This window comes from Melghirimyces profundicolus, from assembly GCF_003054245.1.
In the GTDB taxonomy this organism is placed as follows: Bacteria; Bacillota; Bacilli; order Thermoactinomycetales; family DSM-45169; genus Melghirimyces; species Melghirimyces profundicolus.
The window spans coordinates 150,485-168,159 of the sequence record NZ_QBKR01000001.1 but is presented as its reverse complement, the minus strand read 5'-3'; the positions used below and the strand labels follow the sequence as shown (position 1 = coordinate 168,159).

Genomic DNA, 17,675 nt, shown 5'->3' with positions numbered 1-17,675 from the left:
CTTAAGCGATTTTCTTTTCTAAATATTTTCTATCAACGAAATCGCCATTCCTCCTTTATAATAAAATTTAACGGGACCAATCCTTGCCCAACCGGCGTGCGAAGGAGGAAAAACATGAACATTCGTTACGTAAAAGAGATCGTCGCCAACCTGTGGTTGGAGCCGGAAACCGTTCGCGAGGCGGACCGGCCGGCACTCGGGTCTCCCATACAGCTTCACGAATGGATGGAGATGGATTTGAAGGAACGGAAAGATCTCGTGGGAAGGCTGGAGTCCCAGGTGCTTTATGGAGAACCGGTCTTGGTTGACGAAGAGCGCGACGGGTGGTCCAGGGTCTCCGTGCCGGGGCAATTCACCCCCAAAGACCCCCGGGGATACCCGGGTTGGATCCCGAGCGCCCAGTTGGGATATGACCCCGATTTCCACCATGCCCTGGAAAGGGAACCCCTGGTTCGGGTTACAGCCGACCGCTCCCGGTTGATTTTGGCATCGGGAGAACGGGTGGAAATCAGCTTTATGACCAAGCTGCCGAAAATCGGAGAAGCTGACGGGGAAGTGGTGGTGCTGACTCCGGACGGCCGTGCGGGGCGTCTTCCCGCGGAAGATGTCCGCATCGGCCAAACCCCGGTTCAATCCCCCGAAGACCGGATCCGGACCGCCGAAGGATTCATCGGCCTCCCCTATCTTTGGGCGGGGATGTCCTCCTTCGGTTTTGACTGTTCCGGTTTTATGTACCGCATCTTCGAATCCGGCGGAATCCGCATTCCCCGGGACGCGGACATCCAGGCCACCTGCGGTGAACGGGTCTCATGGGAAGAGCTGGCTCCGGGTGATCTGGTCTTTTTCGCCTACGAACAAGGAAAAGGGACCATCCATCACGTCGGGATGTACATCGGGGAAGGAGCCTTCATTCACTCCCCCCATACGGGAAATCCGATTCGGATCAACCGGCTCACCGACGAACCCTACCATGGCGAATTCTGCTGGGGTACCCGGTACCGGGGCGGCGAAATACCCAAATAACCTCCACTCATCCGATGGCGGAGAAAAGCTGGAGCACCTCATCCTGCAGCTTTTCTCCGTTTTTTTCATCCAGCAGGCCGTTGACCAGCAGAGAAAAGGCCAACGTCGGTTCCTTCCCCCTCAGCAGATAACCGCTCAGGGATTTCACGCCGGACAGAGTGCCGGTTTTGGCTGCCACCTCCACCCCGTCGGGAAGAAACGCGCGTCGGTCCCGCAGCGTGCCGCTTTTTCCGTAGCGGGGGAGACTCTTTAACCAGGCGGTGAACCAGGGATGTTTTTTTCGGGCCCAAACCAATGCCCGATTCAGGGAAGACGGGGTGGAAAGGTTGTACATCGAAAGACCCGACCCGTCGGCCATTACCTCCGGCGGGACAAGCCTTCTCTTCGCCAGGCGACCCAGAACCTTTTGGATCCCGGCCTCCTGGGAAAGGAAACCGGTTTCTTTCAGTCCCAGGGACCGGAGCAAGACTTCCGCCACCAGATTGTCGCTTTCCCCGTTGACCAGGGACAGGGCCTCAACCAGGGGACGTGACGCCTGATCCACCCGGATCGACGGCTGGCGGGGGAAAGGTCCCGTCCTCACTTCCCCACCCCGGGGGACCCGGATTCCTTCCTCCCGCAAAACCTCCAGGAAGACCTGAGCAAAAAATTCCGGCCCGGATGCCACCGCTGCCCGGACTTCCGGATCCCCCCGGAAAACCTCCCCTTCCAGACGGAAACCGTACGGTCCCTCCGTCCGAAAAATGCGAATCTCCGCGTCCGGATCTTCGCTCCAACTCAAACGCACTTCGGCCCCGGCCCGGCATTGCACCGGAGAAAAGCCGATCACCTCCGGGGTGGGGGAGGAGGGGTCAAACCGGAATGCGATCCGGTTGTGCTCCATATTCAGGGCATGGACAGGGGCCGAATAACCCTGGGCCAAATCGTCCCACGCCCACCCCCTCCCCCAGGGAGCATCCCGGTTGAGCCCGTCATCCAGCAGGACCGGGCCTTCCAGCCGGGTCAGCCCCTGCCTCCGAAGGGCCCTTGCCACCTCGGTTGCGGCGTTCACGTCAAAGGAAGGATCACCGCCCCCCCGTATCCATAAGCGGCCCCCTTCCTCCGCGGCAAACCGGGTGTACCACCGGTGTTCGGGGCCCAGCTCTTCCAGGGCCGTCAACGTCGTCCATATTTTGTTGTTGGAAGCGGGAACAAACCGCTTTTCCCCGTCCAAATCCCACCGGCGGCCGGTGCGGAAACAAAAGAGAGCGCACCCGACCCGTGCGCCCTTCTCCCCTGACCGGGCGGCCCAAGCTCCGATCAAACGATTCATTTTCTCCGGCAGGTTCATCCGGAATCCCCCGTTCGTTCAAGGTGACGGTCCAGATAGCGGTAGATCCGCCGAACCAGCTCCCGGTTGCCCCCCAGATCCAACATCCGTCCCCGGGTGGCGGCATGGATGTCGACAGCCATCCGAACCGGTGACTCCGAAAAAACGGTGACCACGACATCGTGTTTGAAGCCGAAGTGGTTTTTGAACTCGATCATGATTTCTCCCCGCTCGGCGTCCACGTGCACCAGACGAAAAGCGCCGTCTTCTGAAGGAAGCTTTTTCAGACATTCTGCGGCTTCTTTCGCCTGCCCTCGGTAGCGGCGGGTTCGAAAGTCCGGCTCCGCCGCCCGGTCCGAGGTGTCCGCCACCCCGGTGATGATGCGCTTCAACCCTGACATGACACGTCTTCTCCCCTTTTATCGCCGTATCATCTGTTCCAACCGATCCAACCGCTGAAGAATCTCCTGGATGACCCGGTCCTGGTCTTCATCCGGCATGGCCCGTTTATGGCGCTTGGAATTTTGATTCGCCTTTTTGAGCTGTTGTTTCAGTTTTTCGTTTTCCTCCAGCACATCTTCGTAGCTGCGGATCACCTGGTCGAGGAATTCGTTCACTTCATCCACGTCGTAGCCCCGAAGAGATGTTTTGAAGTCTTTATCGAATATATCCCGCGGTGTCAGTCGCATCTGAACTCCTCCCTCTTTTATATATTGAACGGGACTCCCGCTTTCAGAAAGGCGTGAAAAACGGAACTACCTTATTTTATCATAACGACCTATTTCACGGGAGTTCAACCAACGGCCCTTTTCACGCAACAAAAAAAACCCCGGAAACCGGGGTACGAGGGTCTCAAGTTATCTGGCAGCCGGGAACGTCCGCTCCACCAGATCCGAAAACTGCTGCATCAAACCGGAGACCGGCCGACCGTTCCGGACATCCCGTGCATAGTCCCCCAACTGTTTGACAAAGTCCGGATTGGCAGAGACAAACACCCGGTCAATGCTGGGATCCACCCGACGCACCCTTTTGGACACCTGATCTTTGACTTTATTGGTCAGTCTCCCGTTGTAGTCTTTCTCCATCATGACCCCGACATAAGCCGTCCGGTCCGTCACCATGACGGTGGCGGAATCAACCGAATCCAACCGGGTGACGGACTCAGCCACGTTATCGGCGACCCGCATGTTCTGAGCAACCTGGGTCCGTCCGGGATCCGTCCGATCCTGATAACGAACCTGCTGTGTCCCCATATCCCTTTGGCGGGATTCTTCCGGCCGGTTCTGCGTGGCACAGCCGACAGCGGTGACGACCAGACCGAGGGCGGTCAGCAGAACGAATCCTTTGGAAAGCTTGCGCATATTCATTCTCTCCTTTTCATGAAGAGTCAGGCCTAGTATCCGACGAAGAAGAAAAAAATATGTACTCAAAAAAAACCGCCCGGAACGGACGGTTTTTTTCGATAACGCTTATTCGTCGCTGCTGATAAACAGAAGAACGAAGCGCAGCAGTTCAAGCAAGGCGTAAAGAGTGGTGGCCACATAGGTGAGGGCAGCTGCGTTCAACACTTTGCTGACTCCCCGCTCTTCGACGTTGCGGATGAACCCTTCCTTCACCATGATGGCCTTCGCCCGGCTGCTGGCATTGAATTCCACGGGCAGGGTGATCACTTGGAAGGCAACCGCCGCGGAGTAAAGCAGAATACCGAGACCGAACAGCCCCATCGCTCCCATGAGCAACCCTCCGATCAACAGGAAGGGAGCAATCCCGGAGGCGAAGTTGGCGACAGGGAACAACCGGTGACGGAGCACCAGGGCCCCGTAAGCTTCTTTATGCTGAATGGCGTGGCCGCATTCGTGAGCTGCCACGGACACGGCGGCAATCGAGTTGGAGTGGTACACCGGTTCCGACAGCCGGACCGTCCGTGAGATCGGATCGTAATGATCGGTCAACCGTCCGCGGACCGGCTCCACCGCCACATCGTAAAGGCCGTTCTGGTCCAGGATGCGACGGGCCACTTCCTGCCCCGTCATCCCGGAAGAAGCCTGGACTTTGGACCACTTTTTAAAACTGCCTTTGACCCGGAACTGGGCCCAGATCACCAGCCCAAACGCAGCGAAAACGACCAGGAGCATGATCAGGTTGATGTTCATTTTCGCATTTCCCCTTTTTTGATGATTGGTGTAGGTTCGCTCTGCTGTATGTTCCCATCCGCTCCCTCAGAATGTGACCCCCTGATATTGTCGGGGTATAGTCCAAATCCCTCTTAGTCGATACTGTATATCGTCACACGTGAGTAACAACTGTCGATACCATTGGCGGTATCTGTGCGGAAGACGGGTTTTGGTCTTCCGGATCAAAGCCGGACGCCTGAACCATTCCCGTTCCAGCCATTTGGAAGGAGCAGACGGGAAAGGACAAGCTGCTTCCATTTCGACGGGGGACAAGACGAATAAAACGGCGAAAACCAGAAGATACAGATTGCGTTGAACCATGTCCATCCCCCCGTCATAGGTATGATCGGTTCCTGGTATTATTATATCATATCCGGTAAACCGTGTTTCTTTCCTCCCCCGCCGGGGAAAAGGTTCAGGAGGCTGTCACGAAGTTCATCACGAGGCCGCCGATCAAAATCACCGCCAACAACAGGACAATCCAGAGGCCGATATTGGATTTTCCCACGGGAACCCCTCCACATCACCTTTTTTCCTGTAGAATATATCAGTGTAAAACAATTGTAAACATCCCATGAACATCCCTTGTCCATCCCATGAACACTTTTTCAAACTCTGATAGAATGGGGAAGGATTCCTTCGAAGGAGGTAAGAGATGGACCTGTTAGAAAAACTCGTGGACTTTGACAAGCTGAAAGAATTTCACTTCCTTTGGGAACTCGTTCTGATCCTGGTTGCCGTCAAACTGGCCGGTCATTTCAGTAAGAAAATCGGCCAACCCTCCGTTTTCGGCGAGCTGTTGGTGGGGATCATCCTCGGGCCCGCGCTCCTGGGCTGGATCGAGGTGGATCCCAAACATCCGGGGCTGATCAAGGAACTGGCGGAAATCGGGGTGATTCTGCTCATGTTCCTGGCCGGTTTGGAAACCGATGTGGAGGAATTCAAAAAGACGGCTTACGGATCCTCCCTCGTGGCTGTGGGCGGAGTGCTTTTCCCGTTGATCTTGGGTTTTGGCATCGGTCTCGCTTTCGGATATGAAACCCACACCTCGATCTTCATCGGAACCCTGCTGGTGGCCACCAGCGTGAGCATCTCAGTCCAAACCTTGCGTGAGCTGGGGAAACTGCAGAGCAAGGAAGGCGTTACCATTCTGGGCGCCGCGGTGCTCGACGACGTCCTGGGGATCATCATTCTCTCCGTAGTCGTCGGTTTTGCCGCCGGTGGCGGCGGTGGAGGGAGCGTCCTGGACATCGTCATCCTCTTGGGCAAGATTGTCCTGTTCTTCATATTGACCGCCCTCATCGGACGCCATTTACTTCCCCGCCTGTTCCGGTGGGCGGCCAACCTGATGACATCGGAAGTGCTGCTCACCTTCGGCATCATCTCCGCCCTCGGCTTCGCCTATTTCGCCGAGATGTTCGGACTGGCGGGCATCGTTGGTTCTTATTTCGCCGGCCTGATGCTCAGCCTGACCAAATTCCGGACGGAACTGTTTGAACGCGTGGAGATCGTTTCCTTCTCCTTCTTCGTCCCCATCTTCTTCGTCAGTATCGGGGTCACCGCCAAAGTAAGCGGTCTCACCGCGGAAATCGTGATGCTGATGGTGGTGCTGTCCATCGTCGCCATCCTCTCGAAGCTGATCGGAGGCGGGCTTGGAGCCAAAATGGCCGGATTCAACTGGCGAAGCTCCGCCGGGATCGGTGCCGGGATGGTCGCCCGCGGGGAAGTGGGGCTGATTGTCGCATCCATCGGTCTCACCCGCGGTCTGATCGACAACGAACTCTTCACCGTCACGGTGATCATCGTGTTGGTAACCACCCTGGTCACGCCGCCGATGCTGAAAGGGATCTTCAGTTCCAAAAAAACCGCAAAACAAGATTCCTGAGATACAAGACACGAAAAACGCCCACATCGAAAGATGCGGGCGTTTTTCGTGGATTTCGGGAGATCGATCAATGTTTCGGTTTAAAGGTGTGGCAACAGGTTTCCGCGGAGTCCTTTGCGGAATAATCCTGGTGTTGGGTGTCGACCGCTTCTCCACCGATTGTTTCCTCGTACTCACGATCGGCGTGCTCGTCGATGTCGACCATGATCGCATCGGCTCCGCAATTGTTCCCCGGTTCCCAATAGGAGCAATTGGCGACACTGCATTTCACCTGAGTCATTCTGTTCACCCCCTGTCCCTCATTATGGGCCAGGGAGAGGCAATCTATAGCTGGCGAATTAATCCGGGGTTTTGTCCGCTTCCCGCAGCTCTTTGAGAATTTCGTTGATCGACTCGAAGGTGATGCCGCGTTCGTTGCGGGCCGACACTGTCAGGTAGACATCCGCACTGAATGTGGGGATGTGCTCCTTCACTTCCACTTCCGTTTCTCCATACTTTTTGCGGAAGACGGGTTGGTCCCCGATTTTTTTCCACCCCAACCGGGTCAGTTCTTCCTCGTAGAGATCGTAGTCTTCTTCCTTAATGTTGAGTAACACACTGGTTACTTTCACGATGAACCTCCTTCAGCCTTTGCTGTCCAACAGTATACCACAATCTTCCGGGGGTTCAGTCCATAAACAGGAAATCCCCTTCTTTTCGCATCCCCACGTTTAATACGAGGCCCATCGCCATCATATGAGTGATCAACGAACTCCCCCCATAGCTGACAAAGGGGAGGGGAAGGCCGGTGATGGGGAGCATTCCCACCGTCATCCCGATGTTTTGGAACACCTGGAACACCACCATGCCGGCCACCCCCGCAACGATATAAGCTCCGAAGGGGTCCCCGCTGTTGATTCCCACCTGGATGATGCGATAAACCAAAAAGATGAAGGTGCACAACAGGATACTCCCGCCGATAAAACCGAATTCCTCCGCCCACACGGCAAAGATAAAATCGTTATGGGGCTCGGGGATCCATTTTCCCTGAGCCTGGGTCCCGTTGTGAAGCCCCTTTCCGTACAGCTGTCCCGAGCCGACCGCAATCATGGACTGGGTCAGTTGATACCCGGCTCCGCTGGGGTCGGAAGCCGGATTGATGAAGGTTTCGATCCGTTGGATCTGGTGATCCGCGAGAATCGTTCGGAGGAGCGGGTGCTCGGTAAAAAACAGAAACAGAATCCCGCCGATCACAAGCGTTGCCGCCATCATCCCCGCCAGAAAGATCCGCCAGTCCAATCCCGCAGCCAGCAGGATGCTGCCCGCGATCCCGATCAGAACCAAGGCCGTCCCGAGATCGGGTTGCTGAAGGATCAGGATAAACGGAAGAGCAAAGAGGGCCAGCACCTTACCTATTTCCCTCCAACCCCGGATGGGGAGGGTGGGGACCTCGGCCGTCACCTTGGCCAACGTGACGATCAAAAAAAGCTTCATCAATTCCGACGGCTGGAACTGAAATCCCCCGATCCGAAGCCATTGCTGCGCCCCTTTAACCGTGACGCCCACACCGGGAACCATCACCAACAGAAGCAGGAGGATCCCCAGGCCGTACAAAATGTAAACGAATCTTCCCTGCATCAGAACGCGGTAGTCAAACAGGAGGACGGCCACCAAAGATAGAATACCTACAAGGTACCAAACCACCTGCTGTTCCACGTAAGACGGATTGGAGGAGTGGGTCGCGCCTGAGATGGCAACAATGCTGATGATGGCCAATACCAGGAGCAATAAGATCAAAGGGAAATCCAGTTGCCGGATCATGCGGCTGGGCTTCATCCTTCACAACACCCGATTTTGTTTGGTAAATTGGCTTACATGACAAGTATAACGCAACATCTTCGGGGTTTGGAACCGCCAAAAATCACGGATTGAAGCCGGATTCCACCACCGGAGGCACCGAACATTCTGGATGAAGGGGATCGTTATGTCACGGGGCAAACCTGATTTCTGGATGATGTTCATCATTTTCCTGCTGACGGGATTCGGGCTGGTGATGGTGTTCAGCGCCAGCTACTACGATGGTCTGATCCGTTACGACGACAGTTACTACTATTTCAAACGACAGTTGTTCTGGGCCTTGGGAGCGGTTTTCCTCTTTTTCGTCTTCTCCAACATTCCCTACACCCTGTACCGCAGGCATGTGGGAGCCATCCTTCTCAGCAGCCTGGCACTGCTGAGTCTCGTTTTCATTCCCGGAATCGGCCAGACCGTGAACGGGGCAACCCGGTGGATCCAGCTGGGGCCCATCGGTTTTCAGCCCTCCGAATGGGCCAAGGTGGGTGCTGTCATCTACACCGCGTCGATCATGGTGAAAAAGAGGGACGTTCTGGGAAGCTTCCGGAAGGGACTGCTTCCTCCCCTGATCGTGCTCGGACTGATGGCTTCCTTGATCGTCCTGGAACCCCATTTCAGCAGCACCGTCATCCTGATCGGAACCTGTATGACCGTCATTTTTTGCGCGGGAGCCCGGATCAAGCACCTTCTCCTTTTGACCTCGGCCGGCCTCCCCCTCCTGATCTGGGTGATGGTGTTCGAAGAATATCGGCTGCAACGGCTCCTCATCTTTCTCGATCCTTGGAAAGACAAAACCGGAAGCGGATACCAGACGATTCAGTCGCTCTTTGCCATCGGACCCGGCGGCTTGTTGGGCAAAGGGTTGGGAAACAGCATTCAGAAGCTGGCGTACCTCCCGATGCCACAAACCGATTTTATCTTTGCCGTGACAGCCGAAGAGCTGGGTTTTGTCGGTGGCGCGTTTCTGATCGGATTGTTTATCGCTTTCGTCATCCGCGGCATCCGCATCGCGTTGAAGGCCCCGGACCAGTTCGGCGTCCTCCTGGGCATCGGGATCGTGACCATGTTTGCCCTGCAGGCCCTCTTCAACCTGGGGGTGGTCACGGCCATCCTGCCGGTGACGGGGGTACCCCTGCCTTTCATCAGCTACGGAGGCTCCTCCTTGGTCATCTCCATGATGGCCGCGGGGATCCTGTTGAACATCTCCCGTTACCAAACCGCCGCCGCCACCTCAAAATCCAAAGAAAAAACCGGGTACCCCCGGCCGCAACTGGTCCCCCCTTCCCGACCCTTTCGGATATGACCGCTTGAAGCACTCCCCTCAGTGGAGTGCTTTTTTACAACCCGTAAAATTGAGTCATCTCATCGGAACCATTATACTGAAATAGAAATCAACGGTTGGGACTTCCCCATGAGGACTGGCACCTCGACCAGGGCAACCTGGACCTCTCCGAAATCCCGCCGGAAGGCGTTTTTTACAACCGGATGAGCGCTTCTTCCCATACCCGGGAGCACCGCTTCGCACCGGAGCTGACCGCCGCCGTTCTTTCCTGGCTGGAATCCCACGGGCGCCTGGTTCTGAACGACAGCCGGGCGCTTTCGCTGGAAGTGAGTAAAGTGGCGCAGTATCAGGCCCTGCGGGCCCATGGCGTCCGGACACCCCACACCGTGGCCGCCGTCGGTAAAGAACACCTCTTGGAAGCAGCCCGGTCCTTCCCCCGTCCCTTCATCACCAAACACAACCGTGCCGGCAAGGGGCTGGGGGTTCAGTTGTTCCACAGCGCGGAAGCCCTTGAACGTTACGTCCACAGCCCCGCCTTTGAAGAACCCATCGACGGGATCACTCTGCTTCAGGAATACATCGAATCCCCCGACTCCACCATCACCCGGTGCGAATTCATCGGCGGGAAATTCTTCTACGCCGTCCGGGTGGACACCTCGGAAGGCTTCGAACACTGCCCGGCGGATGCCTGCCGGATCGACGACGCCTTCTGCCCCACCACGGAAGACCCCCGGCCCAAGTTTGAGATCATCGGCTTTTACCACCCGGTTCTGGAGAAATACGAAGCATTCCTCCGGGCCAACGGCATCCAATTCGCCGGGATCGAATTCATCCGCAACGCGGACGGCGAACTCTTCACCTACGATGTCAACACCAACACCAACTACAACTCCGACGCCGAAACCAAAGCCGGGAAATTCGGCATGCGGGCGATCGCGGAAACCCTGGGGAAGGAACTGGAACGACTGAGAGAAAAAGCGAAGACGGGTGCATGAAAAGGATCCGGCATCGAATCCTTTTTTTGTTAGTCCTGACCGTACTGTTATCTTTTTCCCCCTGCTTTCGACCAAATAAAACAAAAAAATGAGCCCTTGCGGGCTAATCCTTTGTAACCACCCTCTCAGGTCACCATTCCCTCTGCCGGGCTGCTGGCGGAGGCGGTTTCTTTTTTGGGGATGCGGCCGGCTTCATATCCCAGGCGTCCGGCTTCCACGGCCAGCTTCATGGCCCGGGCCATCCGGACGGGATCGCGGGCGCCGGAGACGGCGGTGTTGAGAAGGATGCCGTCGGCCCCCAGTTCCATGGCCCGGGCGGCGTCGGCAGGGGAGCCGATACCGGCATCGACGATCACCGGGACCTTTGCCCGGCGGATGATCAGCTTCAGGTTCAGGGGGTTGAGAATCCCCTGGCCGGATCCGATCGGGGACGCGCCGGGCATGACGGCATGGGCGCCCGCTTCCTCCAGCCGCCGGGCCAGGATGGGGTCGTCGCTGGTGTAGGGAAGGACAATGAAGCCTTCCTCCACCAACTGCCGGGTGGCCTTCAGGGTTCCCACCGGATCGGGGAGAAGGGTTTCCTCATCCCCGATCACCTCCACTTTCACCATGTCACTCAGGCCGGATGCCCGGGCGAGCCGGGCCAGACGGACCGCTTCCTCTGCCGTCTTCGCCCCGGCGGTGTTGGGAAGAAACCGGAAGCGCTTCCGGTTCAGCCGTTCCAGAAAACCCGGCTCCTCCGGGTGGTCCAGGTTGACCCGGCGCAGGGCGAAGGTCAGGACATCGGTCCCCGACGCTTCCACCGCTTCCGCCTGGACCTTGAGGGACGAAAACTTCCCTGTTCCCAAAAACAAGCGGGATTGACATTCATATGGTCCGATCTTGAGCATGCTTCATCCTCCCCCCACAAATTGGACGATCTCCACACGATCCCCGTCGGCAAGAAAGGCCTCTTCCCGCCGGTTTCCATCCACGATTTCCCGGTTCTTCTCCACCACCACGATGCGGTCGGCAAGGCCGAGGTGGGCCACCAGGTCCTCCACCGTACGCACCGTCGAAGGGAAATCCCGGTCTTTTCCGTTCACACGGACTCGCATCCTTTCCTACCTCCTTTCTCCCGCCAACACCCGCCCGGGTGAAAAAGGGTTCAACCGGGGAACCGGCCTTCCCAGGAGCAGGTCCGCCAGTCCCCGGCCCGTGGCGGCACTCAGGAGAATCCCGTTCCGGAAGTGGCCGCAGGCAACCCACAGGTTTTCGTGCTCCGGGGCACGCCCCAGGTACGGGAGCCCGTCCGGCGTGCCCGGCCGCAGTCCGGACCAGGCCCGCTCCCAATCCGCCTCCCCGAGCCCGGGAACCAGCCGGACGGCTTCACGGAGCAACCCGTGAACGGCTTTGGCCGACACCCCCGGGGAGGTGTCCCCCGGAAGCTCCGTCGCCCCGACAATCACCCGTCCGTCGGCCTTGGGGACGAGGTAACACCCCTTGGCAAACAGCGTGCGGCGAAAGAGCGGCCGGTGCCAGCGAAGGGCCAGGGACTCTCCCTTCACCGGCACCACGGGAAGCCGGAGACCGATGGCTTCGGCCAGGATTCCGCTCCAGGCTCCTGCGGCGAACACGACCTTCTCAGGGTGGATCCTGCCCGCCGAGGTCTCCAGCTCCCGGATGCGCCCCCCCTCGCAACGGAACCTTCGCACTTCAGCCCCTTCCAGCAGCTCGGCGCCGGTGAGGCTCGCGCCGCGGGCGAGTGCCTGGACCAGGCGCGGAGCGGAAACCTGGCTGTCTCCGGGGATGAACAAGCCGCCTGCCACCCCCTCCCCAAGGGCCGGCTCCCGGCGGAGGAGGGTCTTGGGGTCCCACCATTCCGCCGTCTCTCCCTGTTCCCGCTGCCATGCTCCCCGCTCGCGAAGCTCCTCCCCCTCCGCCGGATCCCCGGCCAGGCGCAAAAGCCCCGTCCCGTCCCATTCGATGTCCAGGCCGGTCTTCTCCTTCAGCTCCCGGGCCAGCGATGGAAACATCTCTCGGCTGGCCAGGCACAGGTCCACCATCGGTCCTGGAAACCCGCTTTCCACCTGAGCCCCCAACATCCCCGCCGCCGCGGAAGAGGCTTTTTCCCCGATGCGGTCTTTTTCCAGCAGGGTGACCGACACCCCTTCGCTTGCCAGGTGATAGGCGATGGAACAACCGATCACGCCTCCGCCGATCACGGCAACCTCCGGCGTTTTGACGTTCATGTTTCCTCCTCCCAAACTCGCATCTTTTCTTTCAACCTCCGGGCGGCCGCCCCGGGATCCCGCGCATTGGACAAAGCCGAGATTACCGCCACGCCGGCACAGCCGGTTCCGGATAACAGGGGCACCCGTTCCCCGGTGATGCCCCCGATGGCGAGCACCGGAATGCGGACGGCCCCCGCCGCCTCCCGAAGACGGGCCGTTCCTTTCGGCGGAAGACCGGGTTTGCTCCCGCTTGGAAAAACATGACCGAAAAACAACCAGTCCGCCCCTTCCCGCTCCTTCTTCACCGCCGATTCCACCGAGTGGACCGAGCACCCCACCTGAAGCCGTCCGCGGTCGGCGATTCCCGCTTCCGGCTTCTCCCGTTCCGGCAGGTGGATTCCTGCACAACCCAGGGTTCGGGCCACTTCCGGGCTTCCGTTGATCACCAGCTGCCCCCGTTTGACCCTTCCTTCTTCGAGGAGTGCTTTTGCCCATCGGAAAAGCGCCTCCGCCGACCCTTCCTTTTTCCTGAGGTGGATCCGGTCCACCCACGGCCCGATGCGCCGGCAGAGCCAAAGGAGTTGATCCAGCGTCTGGTGCGGGGCACTCACATAATGAAGCTCTCCCACGCCATCCCCCCTCTTATGCCCACAAAAAAACCGGCATCCCCTGGGGATGCCGGTTGCCACTCGATCTTCACGAAATCGGATGCGGTCGGCCCCCACTTTCTTACGCTGGCATGAACCAGGTCAAGTTCAAAGGGTTGAGGCCACAGGCCTCTCTCAGCACTTCCGTGCACCCCCAGTGGTACCGTCAAAGAGATGAAGTTTTCATTATTTTAACAACCCCCCGTCCCGGGGTCAACCAAGGATCCGGCTGGTTCAGTAGAGCCTCGGTTGGGGAACTTCCACCCGAACGTCCCCGTACACGTAGGTCTGACAGCCGAGCCGGAACCCTTTTTCCACCTGTTCCTCCCCCAGTCGGAGGATCTCCCGGTCCCCGACCTCGCTTAATTTCTCCGCTCCTTCCAACACGCGGATCCGGCAGGATCCGCAACGGCCCGATGTGCAGTTGAAAGGAATCATGATGGAACGGGAAATCGCTTCATAAAGAAGGTTTTCCCCTTCCTGACATTCGAAGGATTTTTCCTGGGGTCCGATTTTGACTGCCACCTGTGGCATATGGATTCCCTCCTGTCGACTTCGATCATCGATTTTGCTGTCCGCTTTTTTCCATCAGCATTTTCTTCAAAACCTGTGCGTTGTTCTCTTTTTCATCTTTGCTGGCAAACAGGAGTGTCACCCGTTCCCCCTCCAACCGGTTCAGCAGGCGATCCAAATCTTCGGGATCGATCCCGGCGCGGTAATCTTTTTCAAAAGTGTTGAAATCCCCGTCTTCGTGGAATCGTTTGCGGAGCTCGTCCGAAGGTGCCAATTCCTTGGGCCAAAGATCGACCCGGGCTTTTTCTTTGCTCAAGCCCCGCGGCCAGAGCCGGTCCACCAGCACCCGGGTTCCGTCGGCAACTTCCGGTTCTTCATATACGCGTTTGATACGGAATTCCATTCGGCTCACCCCTTCGGGAATGGGTTTTATACCGGTCACCACCCGAAAAAAACCAGCACATAGTGACTCAGTGTGGCAAAGAGCAGACCGGAACAGACGGTGCCCACCGCGATCGACCCGGCGGAGATCCAAAAAGGCACGCCAAAGAAAGCAGCGGCAAAACAGGCGCTGTAAGCACCCGTCCCCGGGACGGGAACAGCCACAAACAGAAAAAGACCGACGGCTGCCCCGTACTTGCGGATGGGGCCCCCTTTTTCCACCGCCCGCTTCTGAATTCGTTCAAAGAACCTCCGATAACGGGGGGAAAATCGGTATAACCGTTCCATCAAGGGCTCAAAAAAGTACAGCAGCGGGACGATGGGGAGCAAATTCCCGATAATGCCGAAAAAAAGACCCTGATAATAAGGAAGGCCGATCAGGGTGGCGAAGGGGATCGCTCCGCGCAGTTCGATAAAGGGCAGGCCCGCAAGAAATAACACTTGCAATTGCTTGGGAAACAAGGCCAACCATTCAAGCATCAGGTTTTTCTTCTCCTCTCCACTAAACACGGCATCCGTTTATCTCTGGTGTTCCTTTTCTTATATCCTATGTGAATGAAGGGTCCGGGGGTTGGACCCCCACCCGCACGTTCTCAAATTCTCACGCATTGAACCGGTTGCGCTGCTGGTAAATCACGCGGCCAACCCAGACCAAAAACAACGGGATCGCGATCCATAGAAACAGAACGCCGTATCGGTGCATGACGTGAAATACATTTTCCCAGTGGGCTCCCAAAAGATAACCGAGACCCACAAAGGTGGTGCACCAAGTCAGCGCCCCGGTATAGGCATAGGCCGCAAAACGTCCGGGAGAAAGGTTGGAGATCCCCGCCATGTACGCGGTCACATGGCGTACTCCCGGGATGAAATAACCAAAGAAGAGAACCCAGTTTCCGTATTTGCGAAACAGAAATTGGGAAATCCTGAGCCGCCTCCGAGTAATGAAGATCTTACTTCCATATCGCTTGAGGAAGGGATAGCCGAGACGACTTCCCAAAAAGTAACTGACGGTAATCCCGCAGACGGAACCGCTCAGGGCGCTGATAAAGGTGAAAAAGAGATTCAGCCTCCCGATGGAAGCGAGATAACCGATAAAGGTCATCAAGATCTCATCGGGTAAGGGAAGACCCACGATACCCAGCATCAGGAAGAAAAAGATGCCCAGATATCCATATTGTGATAGAATGTCAAACATTGTCTGTTCCATGGTTCAACCCCGTTTTCTTCTTTGGCAATACCTATAGAATAACATAACTCCCCCCGGCTAAAAACCGAAAGGACGTGCCGGCTGGTACCAGTATATGTACAGCGGCGATTTCTTTAAAACCGCGTGAAGAAATTGCCAAAAAAACAGGCGGGTTTTTCACCGCCCGACAGTCTCAGGGGAGTGCCGGTCAGGCGTCCACGTCCCCCAACACGATATCGACCGCCCCGAGAATGGCGATCAGGTTGGCCACATTCTCCCCTTCCAGAAGCCGGGGCAGGATTTGGAGGTTGCTGAAGGAAGGACGCTTCCAATGGATCCGCCAAGGTTTATCCTTCCCCTTGCTGACCAGGTGAACCCCGAGTTCCCCGCGGGGATTTTCCACCGCCGCATACACCTCTCCATCCGGAGGCCGAAGCACCCGGGGCACCTTGGCCATCACCGGGCCTTCCGGAATCCCTTCCAGTGCCTGTTCCACAATGGAAAGCGACTGTAGAATCTCTTCCATCCGGAGAAAAAAACGCGCTTTGCAATCTCCTTCCGTGGAGGTGGGAACATCGAAGTCAAACCGGTCGTAAATGGAATAGGACTCCCCACCTGTACGGAGATCCCGTTTCACACCGGTGCACCGGAGTCCCGGCCCCGACAGGCCGTATTGGACCGCGGTGCCGGCATCGTACCGCCCCACCCCCTGCACACGGGCGTGGAAAATTTCATTTCCGCCGACGAAATCCATGTATTCCCTGTGCTGGGAGCGGAGGTACGGGATCAGATCCTTCACTTTCTGAAGCCATCCCTCCGGGGCATCCCACTTGACACCCCCGACCCGCATGTAATTGTAGGTGAGACGGGCCCCGCACAGTTCATTGAAGAGTTCCACAATCTTTTCCCGGTCTTTGAAAGCATAGAGGAACGGGCTCATCGCGCCGATGTCCAGAAGGTAGGTCCCGAACCAGACCATGTGGCTGGCCACCCGGTTCAACTCCGTGACGATGACACGAAGGTACTCCGCCCGTTCGGGGATCTCGAGGCCCATCAACTTCTCCACGGCCAGGACCACGGCGTGATTGTTGTTCATGGCGTTCACATAGTCCATCCGGTCGGTGTAGGGAATGATCTGGGTATAAGTCAGATCTTCCGCCAGCTTTTCCGTTCCCCGGTGGAGGTAACCGATCACGGGAGTCGCTTCCCGGATGATTTCCCCGTCGATCCGCAGGACCAACCGGAACACCCCGTGAGTACTGGGGTGCTGGGGCCCCACATTCAAGAGCATTTCTTCCGTTCTCACCTTGTCTGTTCCCCCCTTGACCCTTCAGCCCGCCGTAATCGTTTGCACTACTTCAATGCCGTTCAGCTTCATGTGATACAGAAACAGTGCGTCCATCAGTTCCCCGTCATGGGCGGGAATTCCAGCTTCCCGTGCCGTCTCCACGGGAGTGTCGTAGGTCCGGACATGTTCCTTTGACACCACCACCCGGACATCGGCGTTATGTTCATTGGCCAGAAGACGGATCCCCATGGCGTTCTGGTAGATGCAAAGATCCGTACAGTCTCCCGTCACCACGAAGGTGGCGGGACCTTGGCGAAAGCCCTCTTCCAAAAATTCAAAAAAACGCCTCCCGGATCCGTCCCTCCCGAACAGGGCGTTGGTCGCGTTCTTGCGGAACAGCCGGGCTCCCTCCATCCGGAGAAAAGGTTGCAGTGCCTTCACGGTCTCCGCCTCGGACGTCCCCCGGATGCAATGGGGCGGAAAAGCGCTGAACTCCGCGGCCTCCCGGGCATGTTCGTCCTGCAAAAATACCAGGTTGCGTCCAGGAAGGCCTTTTTCGACCAGCGTCCCTGCCAGACGGCGAACCGGGTCCACCATTTCCGCCACCCGTTCCGAGGCGAGGGGGCCTTCTTCACAAAACCCCTTCAGGATGTCGACAAAAACAAGGTACAGCCGGTCCGTCCCTCCGGCCTCTTCCACCAGCGCCGAAGCGGATATGGAAGGCAACCCGGCCAGATCTTCCTCCACATCATTCAGAAAAGCGTCCCGACGATCCATCCGGTTCCTCTCCCTGTTGGATTTTTCGACCTTCATCTTACCATGAAAGCGATTCTCTTTCCATCCGGGCCAACTTCTTCAAGGTCACACTCTCTCTTTCACCGCCCCG

22 protein-coding genes and 1 riboswitch are annotated in these 17,675 nt (G+C 57.5%); of the genes, 4 read left to right on the top strand and 18 right to left on the bottom strand.

The window, feature by feature from the left end:
• Positions 1–114: 114 nt before the first annotated feature.
• Positions 115–1,023, top strand: coding sequence for a C40 family peptidase (locus C8P63_RS00795; protein ID WP_108021423.1), 909 nt, complete (start codon positions 115–117; stop codon positions 1,021–1,023).
• A gap of 7 nt (positions 1,024–1,030) precedes the next feature.
• Here C8P63_RS00795 and dacB read toward each other — a convergent pair whose 3' ends face one another.
• The 5 genes from dacB to C8P63_RS00770 all read right to left on the bottom strand — a co-directional run bounded on the left by dacB (position 1,031) and on the right by C8P63_RS00770 (position 4,485).
• Positions 1,031–2,353: a D-alanyl-D-alanine carboxypeptidase/D-alanyl-D-alanine endopeptidase gene (gene dacB / locus C8P63_RS00790; protein WP_108021422.1), complete on the bottom strand. Its 1,323-nt coding sequence runs from the start codon at positions 2,351–2,353 to the stop codon at positions 1,031–1,033.
• Positions 2,350–2,733 (bottom strand): DUF1499 domain-containing protein, encoded by a 384-nt coding sequence (locus tag C8P63_RS00785; protein ID WP_108021421.1) that lies wholly within the window; start codon positions 2,731–2,733, stop codon positions 2,350–2,352. Before C8P63_RS00785 ends, dacB begins: the two co-directional genes overlap by 4 nt.
• Before the next feature lie 18 nt (positions 2,734–2,751).
• Positions 2,752–3,021: a DivIVA domain-containing protein gene (locus tag C8P63_RS00780; protein ID WP_108021420.1), complete on the bottom strand. Its 270-nt coding sequence runs from the start codon at positions 3,019–3,021 to the stop codon at positions 2,752–2,754.
• A gap of 168 nt (positions 3,022–3,189) precedes the next feature.
• A complete protein-coding gene (locus C8P63_RS00775; RefSeq protein ID WP_170109415.1) occupies positions 3,190–3,693 on the bottom strand; it encodes a YhcN/YlaJ family sporulation lipoprotein in 504 nt (167 codons plus the stop codon).
• A 108-nt stretch (positions 3,694–3,801) separates the two neighbouring features.
• Positions 3,802–4,485, bottom strand: coding sequence for a zinc metallopeptidase (locus C8P63_RS00770; RefSeq protein ID WP_108021418.1), 684 nt, complete (start codon positions 4,483–4,485; stop codon positions 3,802–3,804).
• Positions 4,486–5,161: 676 nt separating this feature from the next.
• Between C8P63_RS00770 and C8P63_RS00765 the strand changes: the two genes are divergently transcribed.
• Complete coding sequence (locus tag C8P63_RS00765; protein ID WP_108021417.1) at positions 5,162–6,391, top strand: cation:proton antiporter; 1,230 nt, start codon at positions 5,162–5,164, stop codon at positions 6,389–6,391.
• Positions 6,392–6,458: 67 nt separating this feature from the next.
• Here the strand turns inward: C8P63_RS00765 and C8P63_RS00760 are convergent, their stop codons facing one another.
• Genes C8P63_RS00760 through rodA form a run of 3 tightly spaced genes read right to left on the bottom strand, consistent with a single transcriptional unit; the run spans position 6,459 to position 8,206 of the window.
• Positions 6,459–6,671, bottom strand: coding sequence for a DUF1540 domain-containing protein (locus C8P63_RS00760; protein WP_108021416.1), 213 nt, complete (start codon positions 6,669–6,671; stop codon positions 6,459–6,461).
• Positions 6,672–6,729: 58 nt separating this feature from the next.
• Positions 6,730–7,002, bottom strand: a complete 273-nt coding sequence (locus C8P63_RS00755) for a hypothetical protein (protein ID WP_108021415.1) — start codon at positions 7,000–7,002, stop codon at positions 6,730–6,732.
• Positions 7,003–7,057: 55 nt separating this feature from the next.
• Positions 7,058–8,206, bottom strand: coding sequence for a rod shape-determining protein RodA (rodA, locus tag C8P63_RS00750; protein ID WP_108021414.1), 1,149 nt, complete (start codon positions 8,204–8,206; stop codon positions 7,058–7,060).
• Between the two features lie 148 nt (positions 8,207–8,354).
• Between rodA and ftsW the strand changes: the two genes are divergently transcribed.
• Positions 8,355–9,527, top strand: a complete 1,173-nt coding sequence (gene ftsW, locus C8P63_RS00745; protein WP_108021571.1) for a putative lipid II flippase FtsW — start codon at positions 8,355–8,357, stop codon at positions 9,525–9,527.
• Positions 9,528–9,622: 95 nt separating this feature from the next.
• Positions 9,623–10,501 (top strand): ATP-grasp domain-containing protein, encoded by an 879-nt coding sequence (locus C8P63_RS00740; RefSeq protein ID WP_108021413.1) that lies wholly within the window; start codon positions 9,623–9,625, stop codon positions 10,499–10,501.
• 125 nt (positions 10,502–10,626) lie between these two features.
• On the opposite strand, the gene C8P63_RS00735 is transcribed toward C8P63_RS00740, so the two are convergent.
• From C8P63_RS00735 to C8P63_RS00690, 10 genes are all read right to left on the bottom strand, one after another.
• On the bottom strand, positions 10,627–11,391 hold the full coding sequence (locus C8P63_RS00735) for a thiazole synthase (RefSeq protein ID WP_108021412.1): 765 nt from the start codon (positions 11,389–11,391) through the stop codon (positions 10,627–10,629).
• Between the two features lie 3 nt (positions 11,392–11,394).
• Positions 11,395–11,598 (bottom strand): sulfur carrier protein ThiS, encoded by a 204-nt coding sequence (gene thiS / locus C8P63_RS00730; RefSeq protein ID WP_108021411.1) that lies wholly within the window; start codon positions 11,596–11,598, stop codon positions 11,395–11,397.
• A 6-nt stretch (positions 11,599–11,604) separates the two neighbouring features.
• The gene (thiO, locus tag C8P63_RS00725) at positions 11,605–12,732 is read right to left on the bottom strand and encodes a glycine oxidase ThiO (protein WP_108021410.1); all 1,128 of its coding nucleotides are present in this window, start codon (positions 12,730–12,732) and stop codon (positions 11,605–11,607) included.
• Positions 12,729–13,343 carry a thiamine phosphate synthase gene (locus tag C8P63_RS00720; RefSeq protein ID WP_170109414.1) on the bottom strand — a complete coding sequence of 205 codons (615 nt, stop codon included), beginning with the start codon at positions 13,341–13,343 and terminating at the stop codon, positions 12,729–12,731. The genes thiO and C8P63_RS00720 overlap by 4 nt, the downstream gene beginning before the upstream one ends.
• 80 nt (positions 13,344–13,423) lie before the next feature.
• A riboswitch (TPP riboswitch) is annotated at positions 13,424–13,527 on the bottom strand.
• 68 nt (positions 13,528–13,595) lie between these two features.
• Positions 13,596–13,895 carry a 2Fe-2S iron-sulfur cluster-binding protein gene (locus C8P63_RS00715; RefSeq protein WP_108021409.1) on the bottom strand — a complete coding sequence of 100 codons (300 nt, stop codon included), beginning with the start codon at positions 13,893–13,895 and terminating at the stop codon, positions 13,596–13,598.
• A 25-nt stretch (positions 13,896–13,920) separates the two neighbouring features.
• Positions 13,921–14,277 carry a DUF488 domain-containing protein gene (locus tag C8P63_RS00710; RefSeq protein WP_108021408.1) on the bottom strand — a complete coding sequence of 119 codons (357 nt, stop codon included), beginning with the start codon at positions 14,275–14,277 and terminating at the stop codon, positions 13,921–13,923.
• A gap of 35 nt (positions 14,278–14,312) precedes the next feature.
• Complete coding sequence (locus tag C8P63_RS00705) at positions 14,313–14,795, bottom strand: COG2426 family protein (RefSeq protein ID WP_108021407.1); 483 nt, start codon at positions 14,793–14,795, stop codon at positions 14,313–14,315.
• Positions 14,796–14,916: 121 nt separating this feature from the next.
• Complete coding sequence (locus C8P63_RS00700; RefSeq protein WP_108021406.1) at positions 14,917–15,522, bottom strand: DedA family protein; 606 nt, start codon at positions 15,520–15,522, stop codon at positions 14,917–14,919.
• Between the two features lie 187 nt (positions 15,523–15,709).
• The gene (locus C8P63_RS00695) at positions 15,710–16,807 is read right to left on the bottom strand and encodes an NADH-quinone oxidoreductase subunit D (RefSeq protein WP_281258656.1); all 1,098 of its coding nucleotides are present in this window, start codon (positions 16,805–16,807) and stop codon (positions 15,710–15,712) included.
• A gap of 24 nt (positions 16,808–16,831) precedes the next feature.
• A complete protein-coding gene (locus tag C8P63_RS00690) occupies positions 16,832–17,566 on the bottom strand; it encodes a cysteine hydrolase family protein (RefSeq protein ID WP_170109413.1) in 735 nt (244 codons plus the stop codon).
• Positions 17,567–17,675: the final 109 nt, after the last annotated feature.

What these genes read in the sequence shown, in the direction of transcription:
- C8P63_RS00795 (WP_108021423.1), top strand. Translation starts at nt 115, where the DNA reads ATGAACATTCGTTACGTAAAAGAGATCGTCGCCAACCTGTGGTTGGAG.
- dacB (WP_108021422.1), bottom strand. Translation starts at nt 2,353, where the DNA reads ATGAACCTGCCGGAGAAAATGAATCGTTTGATCGGAGCTTGGGCCGCC.
- C8P63_RS00785 (WP_108021421.1), bottom strand. Translation starts at nt 2,733, where the DNA reads ATGTCAGGGTTGAAGCGCATCATCACCGGGGTGGCGGACACCTCGGAC.
- C8P63_RS00780 (WP_108021420.1), bottom strand. Translation starts at nt 3,021, where the DNA reads ATGCGACTGACACCGCGGGATATATTCGATAAAGACTTCAAAACATCT.
- C8P63_RS00775 (WP_170109415.1), bottom strand. Translation starts at nt 3,693, where the DNA reads ATGCGCAAGCTTTCCAAAGGATTCGTTCTGCTGACCGCCCTCGGTCTG.
- C8P63_RS00770 (WP_108021418.1), bottom strand. Translation starts at nt 4,485, where the DNA reads ATGAACATCAACCTGATCATGCTCCTGGTCGTTTTCGCTGCGTTTGGG.
- C8P63_RS00765 (WP_108021417.1), top strand. Translation starts at nt 5,162, where the DNA reads ATGGACCTGTTAGAAAAACTCGTGGACTTTGACAAGCTGAAAGAATTT.
- C8P63_RS00760 (WP_108021416.1), bottom strand. Translation starts at nt 6,671, where the DNA reads ATGACTCAGGTGAAATGCAGTGTCGCCAATTGCTCCTATTGGGAACCG.
- rodA (WP_108021414.1), bottom strand. Translation starts at nt 8,206, where the DNA reads ATGAAGCCCAGCCGCATGATCCGGCAACTGGATTTCCCTTTGATCTTA.
- ftsW (WP_108021571.1), top strand. Translation starts at nt 8,355, where the DNA reads ATGTCACGGGGCAAACCTGATTTCTGGATGATGTTCATCATTTTCCTG.
- C8P63_RS00735 (WP_108021412.1), bottom strand. Translation starts at nt 11,391, where the DNA reads ATGCTCAAGATCGGACCATATGAATGTCAATCCCGCTTGTTTTTGGGA.
- thiS (WP_108021411.1), bottom strand. Translation starts at nt 11,598, where the DNA reads ATGCGAGTCCGTGTGAACGGAAAAGACCGGGATTTCCCTTCGACGGTG.
- thiO (WP_108021410.1), bottom strand. Translation starts at nt 12,732, where the DNA reads ATGAACGTCAAAACGCCGGAGGTTGCCGTGATCGGCGGAGGCGTGATC.
- C8P63_RS00715 (WP_108021409.1), bottom strand. Translation starts at nt 13,895, where the DNA reads ATGCCACAGGTGGCAGTCAAAATCGGACCCCAGGAAAAATCCTTCGAA.
- C8P63_RS00710 (WP_108021408.1), bottom strand. Translation starts at nt 14,277, where the DNA reads ATGGAATTCCGTATCAAACGCGTATATGAAGAACCGGAAGTTGCCGAC.
- C8P63_RS00705 (WP_108021407.1), bottom strand. Translation starts at nt 14,795, where the DNA reads ATGCTTGAATGGTTGGCCTTGTTTCCCAAGCAATTGCAAGTGTTATTT.
- C8P63_RS00700 (WP_108021406.1), bottom strand. Translation starts at nt 15,522, where the DNA reads ATGGAACAGACAATGTTTGACATTCTATCACAATATGGATATCTGGGC.
- C8P63_RS00690 (WP_170109413.1), bottom strand. Translation starts at nt 17,566, where the DNA reads ATGGATCGTCGGGACGCTTTTCTGAATGATGTGGAGGAAGATCTGGCC.